General features: G+C 40.8%; 14 protein-coding genes. 4 read left to right on the top strand and 10 right to left on the bottom strand.

Annotation, left to right across the window (positions count from 1 at the left end; genetic code table 11):
• Window positions 1–77 precede the first annotated feature (77 nt).
• The 4 genes from NQ505_RS24770 to NQ505_RS24785 form a co-directional block, all read right to left on the bottom strand.
• Window positions 78–1781: a phosphoethanolamine transferase gene (locus NQ505_RS24770; RefSeq protein WP_004307144.1), complete on the bottom strand. Its 1704-nt coding sequence runs from the start codon at window positions 1779–1781 to the stop codon at window positions 78–80.
• Window positions 1768–2967, bottom strand: coding sequence for a BamA/TamA family outer membrane protein (locus NQ505_RS24775; RefSeq protein WP_008999737.1), 1200 nt, complete (start codon window positions 2965–2967; stop codon window positions 1768–1770). Before NQ505_RS24775 ends, NQ505_RS24770 begins: the two co-directional genes overlap by 14 nt.
• Window positions 2968–3056: 89 nt before the next feature.
• Window positions 3057–4070, bottom strand: a complete 1014-nt coding sequence (locus tag NQ505_RS24780; protein ID WP_008999736.1) for a threonine aldolase family protein — start codon at window positions 4068–4070, stop codon at window positions 3057–3059.
• A 171-nt stretch (window positions 4071–4241) separates the two neighbouring features.
• Window positions 4242–4460 carry a winged helix-turn-helix domain-containing protein gene (locus tag NQ505_RS24785; protein ID WP_004301053.1) on the bottom strand — a complete coding sequence of 73 codons (219 nt, stop codon included), beginning with the start codon at window positions 4458–4460 and terminating at the stop codon, window positions 4242–4244.
• Between the two features lie 236 nt (window positions 4461–4696).
• Here NQ505_RS24785 and NQ505_RS24790 point away from each other — a divergent pair, with 236 nt between their 5' ends.
• The 4 genes from NQ505_RS24790 (at window position 4697) to NQ505_RS24805 (ending at window position 8951) form a co-directional block, all read left to right on the top strand.
• Window positions 4697–6436, top strand: coding sequence for a thiamine pyrophosphate-dependent enzyme (locus NQ505_RS24790; RefSeq protein WP_032843878.1), 1740 nt, complete (start codon window positions 4697–4699; stop codon window positions 6434–6436).
• Window positions 6437–6591: 155 nt separating this feature from the next.
• Window positions 6592–7509, top strand: a complete 918-nt coding sequence (locus tag NQ505_RS24795) for a DUF2157 domain-containing protein (RefSeq protein WP_032853672.1) — start codon at window positions 6592–6594, stop codon at window positions 7507–7509.
• The gene (locus NQ505_RS24800) at window positions 7493–8467 is read left to right on the top strand and encodes a DUF4401 domain-containing protein (RefSeq protein WP_008999732.1); all 975 of its coding nucleotides are present in this window, start codon (window positions 7493–7495) and stop codon (window positions 8465–8467) included. Before NQ505_RS24795 ends, NQ505_RS24800 begins: the two co-directional genes overlap by 17 nt.
• Window positions 8454–8951, top strand: coding sequence for a GDYXXLXY domain-containing protein (locus tag NQ505_RS24805; RefSeq protein WP_004307158.1), 498 nt, complete (start codon window positions 8454–8456; stop codon window positions 8949–8951). The genes NQ505_RS24800 and NQ505_RS24805 overlap by 14 nt, the downstream gene beginning before the upstream one ends.
• A 365-nt stretch (window positions 8952–9316) precedes the next feature.
• On the opposite strand, the gene NQ505_RS24810 is transcribed toward NQ505_RS24805, so the two are convergent.
• The 6 genes from NQ505_RS24810 to NQ505_RS24835 all read right to left on the bottom strand — a co-directional run bounded on the left by NQ505_RS24810 (window position 9317) and on the right by NQ505_RS24835 (window position 20057).
• Window positions 9317–12211: a hypothetical protein gene (locus tag NQ505_RS24810; RefSeq protein WP_008651966.1), complete on the bottom strand. Its 2895-nt coding sequence runs from the start codon at window positions 12209–12211 to the stop codon at window positions 9317–9319.
• 376 nt (window positions 12212–12587) lie between these two features.
• A complete protein-coding gene (locus tag NQ505_RS24815; protein ID WP_004311770.1) occupies window positions 12588–13526 on the bottom strand; it encodes a tyrosine-type recombinase/integrase in 939 nt (312 codons plus the stop codon).
• 449 nt (window positions 13527–13975) lie between these two features.
• Window positions 13976–16600, bottom strand: a complete 2625-nt coding sequence (locus NQ505_RS24820) for a PL29 family lyase N-terminal domain-containing protein (protein WP_004321643.1) — start codon at window positions 16598–16600, stop codon at window positions 13976–13978.
• 374 nt (window positions 16601–16974) lie between these two features.
• Window positions 16975–17913 carry a tyrosine-type recombinase/integrase gene (locus tag NQ505_RS24825; RefSeq protein WP_004307167.1) on the bottom strand — a complete coding sequence of 313 codons (939 nt, stop codon included), beginning with the start codon at window positions 17911–17913 and terminating at the stop codon, window positions 16975–16977.
• 190 nt (window positions 17914–18103) lie between these two features.
• The gene (groL, locus tag NQ505_RS24830) at window positions 18104–19741 is read right to left on the bottom strand and encodes a chaperonin GroEL (protein ID WP_004301061.1); all 1638 of its coding nucleotides are present in this window, start codon (window positions 19739–19741) and stop codon (window positions 18104–18106) included.
• Window positions 19742–19784: 43 nt separating this feature from the next.
• Complete coding sequence (locus NQ505_RS24835) at window positions 19785–20057, bottom strand: co-chaperone GroES (RefSeq protein ID WP_004301062.1); 273 nt, start codon at window positions 20055–20057, stop codon at window positions 19785–19787.
• Window positions 20058–20130 lie beyond the last annotated feature (73 nt).

Here is a 20130-nt window from a genome sequence, read left to right on the forward strand (position 1 = left end):
GTTCATACATCATACGGCAAATAACACGCCAATCCCATTTTTGGATGCAAAAATTAACAAGGATTAATACCTAATACTTAATACTTGATATTCCTCTTTTCCAGCATCTGGAAGTCTTGCTTCTTCATGCCCAAATCATCCAACGGACGGGGATCATTGTGATCGTTCAGATAAACCCTCGGTTTCAGGACGTAGTGCGAAGCCGTCACAGCCTGCGAATCATCCCGGTAAGGAGTTTCTATTCCGCCTAAAGACAGCATGGTCGGGAAGAAAGAGCTGCTGGAAGAAACATTCTTATCCTTATTTTCAATAGCGGTATTCCAACGTTCGGGATACGTTTCGCGGTAGTCATCGGACATCCAAATCAGGAATGGCACATGAAGCTGATAATAAGAAGGTACGGGAGAAGCATGGAGGAACAGATGACGGGAATCGTCGAAAATGTCCTCTCCATGATCGGAAGTGTAGAGCATGGCGGCATCTACCTGCTGTTTTTCCAACATACGGATAAGTCGTGACAGAAAATCATCCGTGTAACGAATAGAGTTGTCATAGGCATTCACCAGGTTATCCCGGTATTTTCTCTCTGCTTCCATCGGATAATCGGGCGTAAAGAAAGCATCTTCCGACGGGTAACGTTCGCGATAGTTAAAGTGGGAACCGTAGGTGTGAAGTACGATGAATTGTTTCGTTGCACCTTTCGCCAGTTCCTCCTCCACCAATTTCAGAAGTTCGTCGTCAGAAGGATTATAGGTAGAACTGACCGAATCTTCTTTTATAAAATCATACGTATCGGCTTCCATTCCGAAGAAGTCGATAAATGAATGATTGTAACGTTGGTTGGAGAAAAAAGCCGTCCGGAATCCTGCCTCTTTGAAAGCGGTGATGATTCCTTTTTGATGGTAGATAGAGTCGTAGTTGCAGGCAGTAGCATCCGACATCAGCATGGGGACACTTTTATGTGTCGTATTCGACTCTGTCAACACTTTTGGGAAAGCAATCAGCCCCGTTTGCCGGGATAAGAGCGGGTTCGTTTCACGTTCGTAACCATACAATTGCCAGTTTAGGGCACGAGAGGTTTCTCCTATGACCATTACATATACTTCCCGTTTTCCCTCCGGATGAGTAGGCCGGGCATGGAAAGTAAAGTCTTTGGATGTACGGTGGTAATCCTGTGTCAGAGCTGTTCTTTGAAAGGCAAGACCTACGTTGTAGCATACGTTTAGCGGGTATAAATCAGATTTCAACTCATATCCCGAATCCTGCACATAGGCTCCGACAAGACTAAGGAGGGAGATTCCAAAGACCAGGAAGGCTCTCTTCCGTTCCCTGCGAATGAACTCTACCGTAAGTTTCCGTTTACGTATAATTGAAATCGTCCCTAATATCAGGGCAGGTACATAGAGTATGATTACAGCAATAATGGCAGGTGTGAGATTATCGAGCAGTTCCAATGCCTCACTCGAATTGGTGGTGACCAGATTCAAAAACATATCGACAGCGATAATGGACTGGCCGAATAAATAAAGCAACACGATCTGAAAGGCTCCGAAGAACAGGAACAGGAATAAAATCCACAGCATCTTGCCGCAATTCCTCGACAAAGTCATCAACAGGTAATAGCAACCGAAAGGTAACAACACATTGGCGACTTTTGCCATAAATGGTAAAGGTTCTGTAAAACAGAGTACCATATTAGGTACTATCAAGATAAACAGGAACAGATAAAACAGATGTTCCTGATTTTCCAACCAATTCTTTATATTTTTAAAAAGCTTCATTGATGTTAAAAATAAATCCGGTCTGGTGTTTGCCAAACCCTAAATCCAAACGTACATTTACTCTCTTCTTAAATTCCCAACGATACCCGAAGCCATAATTAGGCAGAATGTGTTTCGGGGTGAACTCGGAAAGTCGTGGAAAAATCGTTCCCGCTCCTACCCATACAGCTACTCCATTCCGTTTCCAGACGTGTTGCCGGAGTTCTATTTGCGCGTCCATTACTCCCTTGTCCCGATAGCGTCCTTCGTAATATCCGCGCATGGAGTAAGAACTTCCCAACGTTGCCATCAATCCCCAAGGGGTATCGCCATAGGTAAGCAATGTGTGGAATTGCCCTGCCAGCACTCCACCTTTCCATACCGGCTGATAATAACTGGTAGTCAGTTCTGTACTGCTAAACGCATATTTATTGCCGAGAAAAGCCGGACTGAACCGCTGGTCTATCCGCAAATAATAGCCATGATATGCATTTGTCAGGAAATCACGTGAATCGTAAAGGAGGGAAAGTCCCAGGCTGGTATTAGTGGTTCGCGCGGCCATTCCTTCCCATAGTTCCGGTTTCTCAAAGTTCCGTCCGTCGATATAATCGAATACGGCCATCGGGCCGATGTAGAAGTTCTTTGCCAGCCGAAACATAAAATCGACTTTCACCTGTGCCTGAAAACGTTTATAATCGCTTTCGTTATCAGAGTTCGCTCCATTGTCATATCCCCGTCCCCAATACAGACTGGGAAAAGAATAGAAATAGAGATTGTAATTCAAGCGGTATTTATCTTTTGGAAACAGATGATTTCCGCGGACTCCCAACAGATAGAAGCCGACAGTCGACACATCTCCGTAAAGAGAGACATTGGAGGGAGGAAGAAGCGTATCAATCCGATCGGTTCGATATAGTCCGGCTGCCACCAGTCCGAGTCCGAACTTGGTGTCACTGGAATAATGTGGGCCGCCTATCACACTGAAATCAAACTTTTTATTCTTTTTTTCCTTATTGGCGTCATTGAAGTAATCAAGAAACTTTTTAAAGAAACTGCGCTTTGCCGGAATGGGATCTTCCATGGTTGCAGATATAGAATCCTCCGGCAGTTCAATTTTAGTAGAATGCAGCTGTGCGCCCAACGGGGTTTGTGTCAACAACAAAAGCGCGAATATGATTAGCCTGTTCTGTCTAGTATTCATAATCATAAGAAGTAGAAAACTTTGCGGACAAAGTTAGTTTCAAACTTCCTATAAAAACAGATATTCAGGCGCTTTTGTTGTTCCGGATTTCCTTTTTAACGTTTTAAAAGTCTTATAAACTCGTCTACATCCTCCTCTGTGGTATCAAAAGAAGTCACCAGACGGATTTCATTCTTCTCTTCGTTCCAAAAATAAAAGAAGTAAGACTCCAGCATCCGGTCGATAACCGGGCGGGGCATGGTGAGGAATAACTGGTTACTTTCGGCTCTTTGAGTGAAAGTTACTTCGGGCAGTTTCTTCAATTCAGCGTAAAGTTTGGTAGCCATTGCATTGGCATGGTTGGCATTCTTCAGCCAGAGGTCGTCTGTGAGGTATGCCGTAAACTGGCAAGAGAGGTAACGCATCTTCGACGCTAGTTGGGCGGATTGTTTACGGATGAAGCGGGCTTCCGATTGCAAGTCTTTATTAAATACAATCACGCACTCTCCCATCATCAGTCCGTTCTTCGTTCCGCCAAAACTAAGAATATCGACTCCGCAGTCTACTGTCAGTTCTTTTAAGGAAAGATTCAAAGCGGCACAGGCGTTGGCTATTCTGGCTCCGTCCATGTGTACATACATACCATTCAGATGGGCAAAGTCAGTCAGACGTTTTAACTCTTCGGGAGTATAGATGGTGCCAAGTTCGGTACATTGGGAAATATAGAGAGCTCTGGGTTGCGAATGGTGCTGATCGCCGAAACCATGCAGATAGGGTTGCATCAATTCCGGGGTAAGCTTACCGTCGGGAGTAGCAATCGGACGAATCTGACAACCTGTCATTTTCACAGGAGAGCCGCATTCATCTACATAGATATGAGCCGTTTCCGCACAAAAGATAGAATGATACGGACGGGTCATCAGCTGCAATGCTACCACGTTGCTACCTGTTCCGTTAAATACAAACAAGGGGACACAGTTGGGCGTAAAGGTTTCCTTTATTTTCGCTACGGCTTCTTCTGTCCATTTATCATCGCCATATCCTAAAGAATGGTCTATATTAGCCCGGTTCAATGCTTCCATTACCAACGGATGCACACCGGAATTATTGTCGGAGGCAAAACTTCTCATTGTTTCTTACATTTTAATTCGTGATGCAAAGTAACAGAATTATTTCCGGAAATCCATTGAAAGGAAGATACATAAAGCAGAAAAAGGATAAAAAACAAGAATCTCCGAAGTGCTGACTGGGCTGTCATCCCTCCGGAGATTCTTCTGTTCTCGTTAAAGTGCCAAACTCTTTCAGCCAATATAAACATTCACACAGAGATAAACATAGAGTTCTTCATCGCACTGATCGAACTCTATTTTGCTCTCTCTTGACAACCACCCCAAAGCGGCACCCAGCTCTTTATCTTTCAGCCCGGATTTTCTCTTCAAAAGTCCATAGCTCCACTTCTCATTATTGCTAAGCAGTTGCCAAACCTTACCGGCATTCACACCGATTTCATTTCTGTTCATTTTTCTAGAGTAATTAAGAGGTTTAATACATTAGGTTAAGATTTCGCCTATAAAGATAACAAAAGGATATTGCAATTGTTTATACATCTTTACTAAAAAGTTGTTACAGAATTAATTTTAACATAAAAGCGGTGATGTGTCCCGACACAAAGGCGTTATTAGCATATGTTAAATTAGAACTTTTCTTTGCAGCCATCTGTTATTACATAAAAATCAATCCTAAACCAATTACAGCTATGGCAAAAAAAATAGCAGAACAGTTGATAGATACTCTGGTAAAATCCGGAGTTGAACGCATCTACGCCGTAACAGGCGACAGTCTGAATGAAGTAAACGAAGCAGTCAGAAAAAACGATCAAATAAAATGGATACATGTGCGCCACGAAGAAACAGGGGCGTATGCCGCTGCGGCAGAAGCACAACTGACCGGTCGCCCGGGATGCTGCGCGGGAAGTAGCGGGCCGGGACATGTTCATCTGATTAACGGCTTGTATGACGCACACCGATCCGGCGCACCGGTAATCGCCATCGCCTCTACAATTCCTACCGGAGAGTTTGGTACGGAATATTTTCAGGAGACGAATACCATCAAACTTTTTAACGATTGCAGTTATTATAATGAAGTAGCCACTACTCCCACACAATTTCCACGTATGCTCCAGTCGGCCATACAAACGGCTGTCACCCGCAAAGGGGTGTCCGTTATCGGGCTTCCGGGTGACTTGGCAAAGGCTTCTGCCGTTGCTGTCGACTCGTCGGTTATCAACTATCCTGCCCCACCGGAAGTTTGTCCGTCGGAAGAAGATCTGGCTCAATTAGCTGACATGTTAAACAAACATACGCGTATCACTCTTTTCTGCGGCATCGGTTGCCGAGGAGCTCACGAGGAAGTGATTGCTCTTTCCGAGAAGCTGAACGCTCCGGTGGTATATACTTTCAAAGGAAAGATGGAGGTGCAATATGAAAATCCGTATGAAGTGGGTATGACCGGATTGCTGGGAATGCCGTCGGGCTATTACAGTATGCATGAAGCCGAAGTGCTTCTCATGCTCGGCACAGACTTTCCTTATTCCGCTTTCCTGCCGGATGACATCAAGATAGCACAGATTGATATAAAGCCCGAACGTCTGGGACGTCGTGCAAAGGTGGATATCGGACTTTGCGGTGATGTTAAACTGAGCATCCAAAGTCTATTGCGTATGCTGAATCCGAAGACAGATGATTCGTTCCTGTTGAAACAACTCAAAAGATATGAAGGAGTAAAGAAGGATCTGGCTGCTTACACGGAAGATAAAGGCGATGTAAATAAGATTCATCCCGAATATGTGATGTCCGAAATAGACAAACTAAGTTCGGACGATGCTGTGTTCACAGTAGATACGGGAATGACTTGTGTGTGGGGAGCACGTTATCTGCAAGCGACAGGCAAACGCCACATGCTGGGTTCTTTCAATCATGGTTCTATGGCAAATGCTTTGCCGCAAGCCATCGGTGCCGCACTAGCTTATCCGGATCGCCAGGTAGTGGCGCTTTGCGGAGATGGTGGCTTGTCTATGACTTTAGGAGACTTGGAAACCGTTGTACAATATAAGTTACCAATTAAAATTATCGTATTCAACAACCGTTCATTGGGAATGGTGAAGTTGGAAATGGAAGTGGACGGATTGCCGGACTGGCAGACAAATATGTTGAATCCAGACTTTGCTCAAGTGGCCGAAGCAATGGGAATGACCGGATTTAATGTCAGTGATCCGGAAGAAGTGTTGACTACCTTACTGAATGCATTCGAACTGGATGGTCCGGTACTTGTTAATATCATGACTGATCCGAATGCACTGGCCATGCCTCCCAAAATTGAATTCGGTCAAATGGTGGGCTTTGCACAATCAATGTATAAGTTGTTAATCAACGGTCGTTCACAAGAAGTAATTGATACGATCAATTCTAACTTTAAGCATATACGGGAGGTATTTTAAGTTATTCTATTTTGAATATTTTCATAACCTCTCTCAAGGTATGACCTACTATTATTGTCAATTTCAATAAGGTAAGTCATACCTTTTTATAGTCTATCTTGAGGTGATAATCATTTTATTTTCTTATGTTTGTAATCATCAAAAAGCAAAAACACATGGAAAAGACCGACTCTTCGCCTTTATCCCGACAAGCGCTGTACGCAGATAAAAAGCAATGGAATCAATTCCTTTCTATTTTTTTATTGGCAGTGGGCGTTGGTTTTACAGTGGCAGGAATTATCTTCTTCTTTGCCTACAACTGGGAGGAATTACCCAAATTTGCAAAGTTAGGAATAGTAGAAGTGTTATTAGTAGCTTCTGTCCTGCTCGCTACATTCACGCATTGGAATAAGCTCGTCAAACAAATTCTCCTGACCGGAGCTACATTCCTGATAGGCACGCTTTTCGCTGTCTTCGGACAAATCTACCAAACGGGAGCCGATGCTTACGATCTTTTCCTGGGATGGACTCTCTTCACTATTCTCTGGGCGGTTGCTATCCGTTTCGCTCCGTTATGGCTGACGTTCATCGGATTACTTTGTACTACGATATGGTTGTACAATATACAGATTGCCAGTGCCAACTCCTGGGAAATGACTTTGCTGGCCAATGCAGTAACCTGGATATGTGCCTTAACAACGATCATCACGGAATGGATGAGTGTAAAAGGTCACTTGGACAGAAACAATCGCTGGTTTGTCAGTCTTCTTTCACTGGCTACTATTATACATACCAGTTTTCTGTTAATGATGGCAATCTGCGAAGAAAATGCCATATTGTCTGTTCCTCTCATAAGCACCCTCCTTTTATTCTCTGCGGGACTTTGGTATGGATGGAAAGTAAAAAGCCTGTTCTATCTGGCTATCATTCCGTTTGCTGCATTAATGATTCTATTGACTACATTCATATCACAAAGCGGTCTTAGGGATGTTCAGATATTCTTCTACGGAGGGGTTATTGTCATCACCGGAACAACTTTACTCATTTACATCATTCTTCATCTAAAAAAGCAATGGTATGACACAGAAGCATAGCCTCACCATTCAAGCCGTATCTATTATCGGAGGAATCCTGACGGCTATTTTCTTTCTGGGATTTCTGGCACTTGCCAGAATCCTCCGCTCCGATATTTCCTGCCTGATTGTAGGAAGTATATTAATTCTCACTACCCTAACAATCAGCCGCATGGTGATCCGGTCTTTTCTGGATGCAATGAACATCACTTTATACATAGCCGGGTGTGTATTGATTGGTTTTGGTATAAATGCCAGCATTAATATCCTCTTCACCACACTTATGGGAATCAGTATTCTCACATTCTTGTTATCAAGAGGGTTTATCCTCCCCTTTCTTTCAGTCATTCTGTTTAATATATCTTTCTTCGGAGAAGCCGCCCATGTCTTTTCTTCGTTTTATCCCTTGCAAATAGCTGTAGTTCCTATCCTTGCACTATTTCTATTTGCCAACATCTTTGAAACTAAGTTGTTTGAATGTATAGGAACAAAGAATTACTTTTCCAAATACAAACCATTTCATTTCGGATTATTCGTATCCGGTATCGTCTCACTGGGAGGATTATCAATCAATTACATGATATCAGAAACAAATAGTTGGCTTGTGTCCTGCATACTGTCTGTTTGTATATGGATCGGTATTCTTATAATGGTTCAACGAATCATGCAGGTCATGAAAGTGGATCATCCGGTGAACCAGATTGGTATCTATATTCTTTGTATTGTTATCTGTCTGCCTACCGTGTTTGCTCCTTATTTATCCGGCAGTTTGTTGCTGATTCTAATATGTTTCCATTATGGCTACAAAGCGGAGTGTGCTGCCTCGCTTCTTCTTTTTATCTATGCCGTTTCCAAATACTATTATGATCTGAATTTAAGCCTGCTCACCAAATCCATGACACTTTTCTTCATCGGAATTGCATGTATTACAGCCTGGTATTTCTTCACTCAAAAAAGAACAAGACATGAAAAAGTATAGCCGAATATTGATTATTGCAAACCTGATACTGCTACTGGGATATTTCAACTGGTCGGTTTATAAAAAAGAGCAAACTTTGAAAGACGGACAGTTGATTTTGTTACAGCTAGCTCCCGTCGATCCCCGCTCTCTTATGCAAGGAGACTATATGAGGCTTAGCTACAAAGAAGCTTCATCAGATCTGCTAGACCAACAAACTGCCATACGCGGTTATGCCATACTTCAAATTGACAGTAATCAAGTAGGAAAAATAGTGCGGCTGCAAAACGCTTTAGAGCCTGTAAACGACAATGAGCTAGTCATCAAATATAAAATAGTACGTCACCGGATCTTCCTCGGTGCCGAGTCTTTCTTCTTTGAAGAGGGACAAGATACTCTTTATCAAAAAGCCGTATATGGCGGGCTGAAAGTGGATGGTAAAGGCCAAAGCCTGCTCGTAGGACTGTATGACGAGAACTTCCATTATATTCAATCCGATAAATAAATAATAATGAAAAAGCCCGTACTTTCGCAAGCCCGGGCTTTCTATATTCTCAAAACATCTCCTTAATCTATAGGGAAATAAGGGACTAGCAAATTGGTTTCTAGTGCAAATAAGGAGATGTTATGAAATAAAAAAAAGGGATACCTGTGGGAAATAAGGGAGGTATCCCTTTCTATAAGAAGAACAGAATTGGAAGGATTGACTTTCACAAGCCAAATCCTTCACTCTGTTTCTTCTCGGCGTATTCTTCACACAAGGTGAAGAAGGGTTTTATTATTCTGAATTTGGAGTAGTTTCAACTGTAATACAATCCTTTGCTTATATAAAGCATTAAGAGGTTTGAAGCAACTCTCCAATTTTTCTTCTTATTCTGCCGGAATAGTTACTGTAATTGTATTCTTTCCTTCATAATTCTTAATTGTACCCCACTTAGATGTAGCTTTTACTTCTACAGTATAAGTTACAGCTTCGTAGAAATGGTGAGATTTACCTTCTGCTGTAAAGGTCACCTTTCCTGTAGAAGCATCAAGAGACAGATAAGTTGACGCAGCTGCTTCTCTAAATGCAAAAGTAGGAGCTACCAGACCATAGATATTAAGAGGATTAGTAACCGAACTTGCAAATCCATTGCTTCCTGTTCCTGCTACCACAGCACCATCCTTCCACATAGTCTTGCCTGCTAAATCATTCCAAGCAAAGCCTGTTGAAACATTATATTCTACTGACTTGTCAGATAAAGAAAGAGTCGTTGCAGTCGGAGCAACCCAAGTTCCACTAATATCTTTCACTTCAACAATACCTTCAATCGTATCCTCTACTTTACCATTATAGCTAGCTTTAATAGTAAACTTAACTACAGCAGGTACAGTTTTACCGCCAACAGTCATTTTACCAGTATAGAGGTCTTTGTCAAACGTAAACTTAGCTTCGTTTTCATCATAGTTAACACCAGCAATACTATTTTCTGTAATATTAGTAGTGATTACAAAAGTCCCCCCCTTAGCCAAAACAGCAGTCTTAACAGCATCAAAGTTGGAGAATATAGTAGTAAGCTTAAATTCGGAAGTAATAGCAGTAGCCGCTGTCTCTGAATCTTTTGTCGGAGTAAAACCTGTACGTTTTTGATCTGAAGACCACATTTCCGATACTCTAGCCAATTTAGCCAAAGTGATAGGCTTAATTTTGACTGGAACATTTACAACAAGCGTATAGCCATCTCCTTCGAACTTAGCTGTTGCGGTATAATCACCAGCAGCTGTATTTTTAGGAATGATTAAAGTCAAAGCATTATTTGCACCATTTTCTAAGCGTATACCTGTTGTAGGAATAAGTTCAACCAAACTCAAACTTTCATAAGCTGATGGGCGGATATTCACAGCCGGGTCATTATAAATGTCAGCAACATTTAAATCTTTTCTCTCCTCTGCAGCAGCTGTAGTTTCATTAGTCCAGTCACGTTCTTCTAAAGCATACGTATGTGTAAGTTCATCAATAGTACGTGTTACTTTTACAGTTCCTAACTTTTTAGGATTATTAGAACTAGTTTCCAAATAGAAACCTGGTGCCGTTACTTTAGCCATAACATCAGCAGTTTTATCCAAAGAAGCAATCAGACCGGAGGTTTTTAGACTAACGCTACCTGCAGTAGAAACTTCAAATAGATTCGCATCTGTTCCAGTCAAACTATAAGTCGTCGCAAAGATATTCTCTACATTCAGTTCTTCTAATGTTTTTGTAAATGCTGTGCTTCCACTTGCAGTTGTGGTATATGAAACTGTCAAAGTTCCAACTCCTGAATAATCAACCGGTTGGGGAGCATCATAGATAATCTCGCCCGCTTTCTCTGTTACTACCTCATAATAGGCAGTCTTCAGATAATAACTAGACTGTATCACCGCAATATAATCAGAATTGACATTTGTCGGAGTCAATTCTTCTTTACCTTCCGCATCTTTTGTGCTTACAATATTCAAAGATATTGCATGACTCTTTTCGCTTGAAGTAGTTAATGATACCGTAAGAACACCAGCTTCACAATTCTTCACTTCTACGGCAAACGGTTCAGCAGCACGAGTCCAGTTACGTTCTTCAGCATTTAACTTGATTTCGTAGTTTTTATTGAAATCCTCCAATGTCATAGCAGCAGAAGCCGGAGAAATACGGAATTGCAATTCTTTTGCATCTGCACTCTTCGCTGCAACAACATAAGAAGATGAGGTTGAAGTTTTCTTAGCATACAAAGTATAGAAATCTACGCTACGATCTATGCTTGTAGGAATATATACTACACTCTGAATCATACCTTTAATAGCAACACCCAGTTTTGCAAGGTCATCTTCTAACGTATCTATACGGCTATTTACAGTCGTCAGTTCTGCTGAAACAATCGCCTTGACTTTTTCACTGAATTCTGCGCTTGCATAAAGACCGGAAAGAGTCGTTTTAAGAGATTTCACCTCTGCAATAACGGCTTCTACACTCTCGAAACCATTTTCTACCGCTTTATCTTCCAATGCTGTTTGATAGTCTTCCAGCGCAGTCAGTTTAGCAAGGATACCAGTTTTATCAGCATTAATAGCAGCATACAATTCTTTAATAACATCTGCTACAGTTGCATCCTCTCCGGCAAGAGCAGCAACTTCCTTCATACTGCCAAAGTCTGCAAGAACCTTTGTTTGAATAGCATCATTTATTGCAGCGGCAATCTCCCCATCTTCTCCCAAAGCTGTGGCAATTTCATCACTGATAAGTCCTGACAGTTTTGCAGATTCAACGTAGTTCTTCAGCTCTTCTTTTGTAGCGAAATTGACTTTTAAACCATCCAATTCCTCTTTAAGGGCTTCCAGCTTTACAATTCTTGCTGTCAAACCATCAATATCAGACTTTTGAAGTTTCTTCAGTGCTTCTAAATCATTCTTAGCTGTTGCCAAGTCTTTTGTCAGCTGGTCGACCGTTGCCTTATCAGCAGTCTTTGACAATTTGTCCTCCAAATCAGTAATTTTCAGACCCAAATCTTTAATTTGAGAATCCTTATTCTCCAATTTTGTCTTTAAATCAGCCAACTGACTTTCCAAAGCACTTTTAGCCACATTAATGGCAGTTTGCATGTCTCCCACGCTTACAGGATTGTTTGACTTGATCTGGTCAATTTGTTCCTGTACACTTTTTATGTCATCATCATAGTCCTTACAACCTACATAGGTGACAGTAGAAAGCGCCAACGCCCCGAAGAACATCACTTTTACAAATTTTCTTTTCATAACTACTTAAAAATTACATTAATAATATATTATTAAACACTAAGTTTCAATAATAGCACAACCCGTTACTCTGTAGGTAACAGAGAAACCTTTGTGCCTGCTCTTCTGGAGTAGTCGATACTGAAAAATGATACCAAATGTGATGAATTTTTTTTACCCCTGCTTCTGAAAGGCAGTAGAGGGGAAGGAAATCTTTTGCAAAATTTAGAAGTTAACAAAGCCCTAATACAAAGAATCCGCGTGTTTTATTTGTCCTAGTTCTACTTTTGAATGCTTTATTAGAAAAAATGTGTGATTTCGTTTGGTTGTTTTAAGAAATATGCTCATATTTGCACCGATATTCATTCCCGTTACCTACAGAGTAACAGAATAATTTTCAAGCACTTACACCTGTCACTGAACGCTTTACAAAATCGAGAACTTGCTTATTTGCTTCATCAATTTTCTTATTCCTGAAAGGCTTCAGATAAGTTTCAGTGACGGTGATAGACGAATGTCCCATCGCTTCGGAAATAATACCCGGATGGATTTCACAATAATAAGCCGTCGTAGCCCAGGTATGACGGGCAGTGTATGAACTAAGTTTATCTCCCAATCCGAGCAATTCACCCAATAACATCAGCTGTTGGTTAAAACTACGTAATGCAAGCTGATATTCGCGATAGGCTTCTTTAGTTCCTTCCCGACTTCTCAACAATGGAAATAAATAAGGAGAAGAAGAATCACGATTCATGTATTTCTTTACCAAAGCCATTGCTTCCGGAGTCAATGTCACCGACAATGGTCGCCCGGTTTTACGTCTGCGATACGTTATTACATTACCGCGCAAATCACTCTTACGCAAATAAGCAAGATCGACAAACGGCATACCACGAAGCGAAAACATCAGGATGAATAGCTCCTGCGCCTGATATACCGCTAATGGTACACCCGATGCACGAGATAATTTAGTAAACACCTTCTTCATATCGTCATCACCCAACGCACGTTTATGGTCAGCCCGCGTTCCGGTATAAACAGAACGAAATAAATGAGGAACATAAGGAGCCTTCTGAAGATCGACCGCACGATTGTAAACCGCACGAAAGGTCCGTAAATAGGTGGAAACGGTGTTCCAACTACATCCACGACTGCGAAGATATACTTCGAACCCTTTCAACCACTCCGAAGTCACCTCACTAAAAACAAAATCATTTTTCCCACGATAAGCAATGATGGCATTCAGACTACTACGATAGACATGTGCAGTCCCAAAGTTTCCCTCCATCTGTAACCCAGTGGCTACCTGCTTCATAAATGCTAGTACTTTCAACATCTCATAATTTATTAATAATTTAGACGATAAATATACGAGTATTATCCCATCAATGGAAATACCCCGCATGAACAAACAAAGGAAATAGCTAAGATGTTCCAAAGACAAAAGAGCACGAAAAGCCCGGACTTTCACAAGCCCGGGCTTTCTATACTCTCAAAACATCTCCTTAATCTATAGGGAAATAAGGGACTAGCAAATTGGTTCTAGTGCAAATAAGAAGATGTAATGAGACAAAAAAAAGGGATACCTGTGGGAAATAAGGGAGGTATCCCTTCCAAGAGACAAACATTTGAGAAAACATACTTTCACAAGCATAATTTTCAGTCTATCTCTTAGCATATTTCTTTTTAAAGGATTTATTATCCTATATTACAACTTGTAAAGAGAAGGCATCTTAAGTCTAAGAAGAATTAGGATGCCCTCAATTACAAATCCTTTAATCCTGATTACTTATTTACTTTTACGTAGATTGATACAGATTTAGTTCTGCCCCACTTATCAAGAATATTAACATTTACTTTACAAGTAGGAGGAGTTAGGATTACGGCACCCTCCTTCTTAGATATAACAACTTTCTTTGGATCATCAGTAAGATTACCATCGTTCTTCGCCAAATAAGTTGTAGCGTCATCATCTGCTAATACAACTGAAACAGACTCTATTCTGTTATCGCTGAATTCATAGGAATTACCACGAGCATCTATTCTCTTGAAATCTTTAGCTGATATTTCTACAGTATTTCCTTCGATTATGAACGGATTTGCTTCTGTTCCTATAATTTTCTTATCTACTTCTTTGGTATATTCGAAAGTACCTTCAAAGATTTCTGATAGTATTGTCAAATTGAATCTATCAGTAATAGCTTTCAAACGAGAATTTCCGAATGGTGCATAAGACACAGTAATATAACGACCAGTATAAGCACCACCCCAATTTTCATCAGTTGCTGGCTTAGAAACATAAGGGAAAACTTTAATTTTTGAATTCTTTGTTGGTTGTGGGAGAGTCTCATCCAACCATGCAGGAGCAAACTGCTTTTTACCACTTACCACTCTAGAAGGTTTCTCTTCAGTGAATGTAATAGTATTCTGTTTATCCGCTGATATAGAACCTTCTTTATATAGGGTGTAAAGATCGAAGCCAATCTTTGTATCAGCAGTAGCAGCAAGAACTGCAGTAGTCGGTACTGTACCATAAGCCTTGGCATTATCACCATCAAAGTAAGCAGTTGCACGTTTAAATGTGAACAATTTATCATTCTGCTGATCTACAGTAATCTTGAATGTAGTTTCATACAAAAAGTCATTACCCAAACCTGCTTGGGAATCCTTATTTTTGAATTTAACTGTAGCAGTATGAGATACGGCAGCCACATTTTCTTCGTCAAATGTAGCTTGGATTACAAATTTAGTAATTTTAGCTATATCAGCTTCACTTGTTCCTGATACAGGCTTTCCGTCTTTATCCAGACCTACCAATTTTAACTGAATACTACCATCCATATAAGACTGAACCACCTTTCCATTGATCATTGCCTTATCATCAGTATAAGCAATAGTCGCAACTATTGGGTCTGACAGTTTAATTTGTCCTTTAATCTCATCTACTGAAGGACCTACTATTTCAGAAGTAGCTGTCTTATTGCTAGCATCTACGACCCAAGTCATATCTTTGATTTCAGCTTTCTTAGACACATAAGTAAACGTCAATTCAACTTCAGGATCTTGAGTACTTCCATCAACAAGAAGACAGTGAATCTTAACTTTCACCTGACCCTCCTTATTTGCTAGAATTGTATTCTTCTCTTTATCAAATTTTGCATCAGCTTTTTTAGCTTCTTCATCAGTTACCTCATAATAATAAGCTACCACCTTATCCAATTCACTACCAAACAATTCATCCAAATTATAGGTAGTTTGGTAAGGCATAGGTTCAGGAGCAGTAAAATTAACATCCGGTATATTTTGGCTGCTAGCCTTAATTTTCACACCATACTGGGAAATGATTTCATTACCCCATGCATCTTTTGTTGTAAGCGCATAAGCAGTTTCAGCACTTTCCAAAGCTGTCAATTCGTCCTTAGTCAATCCGTCTACAAACTTCAGAGTCAAATCGTATACACCTTTATTTGCTGTAGGCTCTTTTTCCGGATCCGCTGCACGAGTCAAAGCATCTATACTAAAATTATCTGCTATATTTGCAACAGCAAAATTAGTATTACCCTTAGAGTCCGTCAAGCCTATTTCATAAGCTTGAATATCTGCTGCTTTCAAGTTTACAGGATTAATCAATGCATGAATCTTGCTGCCACCTCTAGCAACAAGCAAATCCCCTTTCTTCTTGAAAGTTTTGTTTCCATTAAACACAATATCTTTGCCAGCTATGCTATAATATAAAGTAGTTTCAGCCTCTGTAGAACCAACATCAACAGAACCATCGCCTTTTATACCAAGCACACTCATACTAGTGATACGAGCCGATTTCGGCATAGAAACCGTTTCCCATTCTTTAGTCTCCTTATTGAAAATATTCAATATCCAAACCAATGGATTACTAGCATCAGCAGCTACATAAATATCAGTAGCAGCTTTAATTTTTGTCTCTACAGGTTTTTTAGTTTCAGCATCCCAAACCATCCAGAATCCATTTTCTGAAATTTGAGGTGCATATCCGTCTTCTCCTTTACCACCCGGAGATCCTGCAGCGCCCGGTTTGCCATCAGCACCTTTCTTTCCTTCTGCACAAATACCAAGATCATTATCATTGACAATCCAGTTCTTTGTTACCGGATCAATCTTAATAGTCGTTGGTGTAGCATCCTTACCGCTTGTAATAGAATAACTTTTATTATCATTAAAAGTTATCTTAAATCCATCGGTAATTTGTTCAACATTGGTAACCCATTTACCTTCTTTCACAAAATTCTGCAACTCGGCTATACTAGCTTTGTTTGCGTCAATCTGTGTTTGCAGATTGTCGATGTCATCATCGTAGTCTTTACAGCCTACATAGGTGACAGTAGAAAGTGCCAGCGCCCCGAAGAACATCACTTTTACAAATTTTCTTTTCATAACTACTTAAAAATTACATTAATAATATATTATTAAACACTAAGTTTCAATAATAGACTGCCCGTTACTTTGTAGGTAACGGAGAAACCTTTGCGCCTGCTCTTCGGGAGTAGTCAATACTGAAAAATAATACGATATGCAATGAAACTTTTTTACCCCTGCTTCTGAAAGGCAGTAGAGGGAAGGAGATCTTTTGCAAAAATTTAGAAGTTAACAAAGCCCTAATACAAAGAATCCGCGTGTTTTATTTGGTTAATTCCTGTTTTGAGTAGTTTATTAGAAAAAATGTATGATTTCGTTTGGTTGTTTTAAGAAATATGCTCATATTTGCACCGATATTCATTCCCGTTACCTACAAAGTAACAGAGTAATTTTCAAGCGCTTACACCTACAACAGAGCGTTTCACGAAGTCAAGAACTTGTTTATTTGCTTCATCAATTTTCTTACTTCGGAAAGGTTTCAGATAGGTTTCAGTGACGGTGATAGACGAATGTCCCATCGCTTCGGAGATAATGCCCGGATGGATTTCACAATAATAAGCTGTCGTAGCCCAGGTATGGCGGGCGGTGTACGAGCTCAACTTATCGGATAATCCCAATAATTCACCTAGCAACATCAACTGTTGGTTAAAGCTGCGCAATGCCAACTGATATTCGCGATACGCCTCTTTGGTTCCTTCACGGCTTTTCAACAATGGAAACAAATAAGGAGAAGAAGGATCACGATTCATATACTTCTTCACCAGGATCATCGCTTCGGGAGTCAATGTCACTGACAATGGCCGTCCTGTCTTACGTCTGCGATACGTTATTACGTTATCACGCAAATCACTCTTACGCAAATAAGCGAGATCCACAAATGGCATACCACGAAGCGAAAACATCAGAATAAATAACTCTTGCGCCTGATATACCGCTAATGGCACACCGGACGTACGAGACAATTTTGCAAATACCTTTTTCATATCTTCATCGCCCAATGCACGTTTATGGTCGGCACGAGTACCGGTATAAACAGAACGGAACAGATGAGGTACATAAGAAGCTTTCCGAAGATCAACGGCACGATTGTAAACCGCACGAAACGTGCGCAAATAAGTGGAAACGGTGTTCCAACTGCAACCACGACTGCGAAGATATACTTCAAATCCCTTTAACCACTCCGGACTCACTTCATCAAAGGTGAAGTCCACTTTCCCACTATAAGCAATGATGGCATTCAGACTGCTACGATAGACGTGCGCAGTACCGAAGTTTCCCTCCACCTGTAGCCCGTTAGCTACCTGCTTCATAAATGTTAATACTTTCAACATCTCACTTTTATTAATAAATTTGATTCTAAATATACGAAGTATTCTCATTACTAAGAATACGTTGACCAAACAAAATATAAAGCAAGGATGTTTTGAAAAGATCAATTTGCAGAATAGATTGATAATAAAAAGAACGAGGGTACCCTTTTCGGACACCCTCGTTTTCATATTCATTCAGCGAAAGCCGGAATTACATCATTCCGCCCATGCCTCCCATTCCGGGAGCGCCCATCGGCATTTCTGGCTTATCTTCCTTCTTTTCTACAATTACACATTCAGTAGTCAGGAACATACCAGCGATAGAAGCTGCATTTTCCAAAGCTACACGAGCAACCTTAGCAGGATCTACTACACCGGCAGCGTGCAAGTTTTCGTAAACATCCGTGCGGGCATTGTAACCGAAATCACCTTTACCTTCACGTACTTTCTGAACAACTACTGCACCTTCTTTACCAGCGTTAGCAACAATCTCGCGAAGCGGTTCTTCGATGGCGCGTTTGATGATACCAATACCAGTTGTTTCATCGGCATTATCACCCTTCATTCCTTCCAAAGAATCAATAGCACGGATATAAGCTACACCACCACCCGGGATGATACCTTCTTCGATAGCAGCACGAGTTGCACGCAAAGCATCGTCCACACGGTCTTTCTTTTCTTTCATTTCTACTTCAGAAGCAGCACCTACATAGAGAACAGCTACACCACCTGACAATTTAGCCAGACGTTCCTGCAATTTCTCACGGTCATAGTCAGACTTAGTTGCTACAATTTGTGCTTTGATCTGTTCGCAACGTTCCTTGATGCTGTCTTTGTTACCTGCACCGTTTACAACAGTTGTATAGTCTTTAGTAACTGTAACTTTGTCAGCAGTACCCAACATTTCGATGGTAGCCTGTTCCAGTTTCAAACCTTTTTCTTCGCTGATAACAACACCACCTGTCAGGATAGCGATATCTTCCAGCATTTCTTTACGACGGTCACCGAAGCCCGGAGCTTTCACAGCACAGATCTTCAATTGAGAACGCAGACGGTTTACTACCAATGTAGTCAACGCTTCGCTATCTACATCTTCTGCAATTACCAACAGAGGACGACCAGTCTGTACAGCAGGTTCGAGGATAGGCAAGAAATCTTTCAGGTTAGAAATCTTCTTGTCATAGATCAGGATGTAAGGTTTCTCCATCTCACATTCCATCTTTTCCGTATTTGTCACGAAGTAAGCAGACAAATAACCACGGTCGAACTGCATACCTTCTACTACACCGATAGTAGTGTCTGTTCCTTTTGCTTCTTCGATAGTAATCACACCGTCTTTAGAAACTTTACGCATAGCGTCAGCAATCAATTTACCGATTACCGGATCGTTGTTTGCAGATACAGTGGCAACCTGTTCAATCTTGTCATAGTTGTCACCTACAGTTTCAGCCTGATCCTTGATTGATTCTACCACTTTGGCAACGGCCTTGTCGATACCACGTTTGATATCCATCGGGCTAGCACCGGCAGTTACGTTCTTCAAACCTTCAGCTACGATAGCTTGTGCAAGAACGGTTGCAGTAGTTGTACCGTCACCGGCATCGTCACCTGTCTTAGAAGCAACTTCTTTTACCAACTGTGCACCAGTGTTCTGGTAAGCATCTGCCAATTCGATTTCTTTTGCTACTGTCACACCGTCTTTTGTGATGTGCGGAGCACCGAATTTCTTCTCAATGATAACGTTACGTCCTTTCGGGCCCAGAGTTACTTTTACTGCATTTGCCAAAGCATCGACACCTTTTTTCAATTGGTCACGGGCATCGATATTGAATAATATTTCTTTTGCCATCTCTTTATTTACTATTTAAAGATTTACTATTTACTATTATTAATTAACCCAAAACAGCGAGAACATCGCTCTGACGCATAATCAGATATTTAGTACCTTCAACGTCAAGTTCTGTTCCGGCATATTTACCATAAAGAACTGTATCGCCTACTTTCAATACCATTTCTTCGTCTTTCGTACCGTGACCTATTGCCACAACTTCACCTTTCAAAGGTTTTTCTTTTGCTGTATCAGGGATAATGATACCACCAATTGTTTTTTCTTCTGCAGGTGCAGGGAGGATAAGCACTCTGTCTGCTAATGGTTTAATGTTCATAGTTACTTGTTATATTTTAGTTATACATTTAATAGTAGATGTTACCCGCCATTTTTCAGGCGGAACGCTAAAG

The organism is Bacteroides sp. D2, assembly GCF_025147085.1.
Lineage (GTDB): Bacteria > Bacteroidota > Bacteroidia > Bacteroidales > Bacteroidaceae > Bacteroides.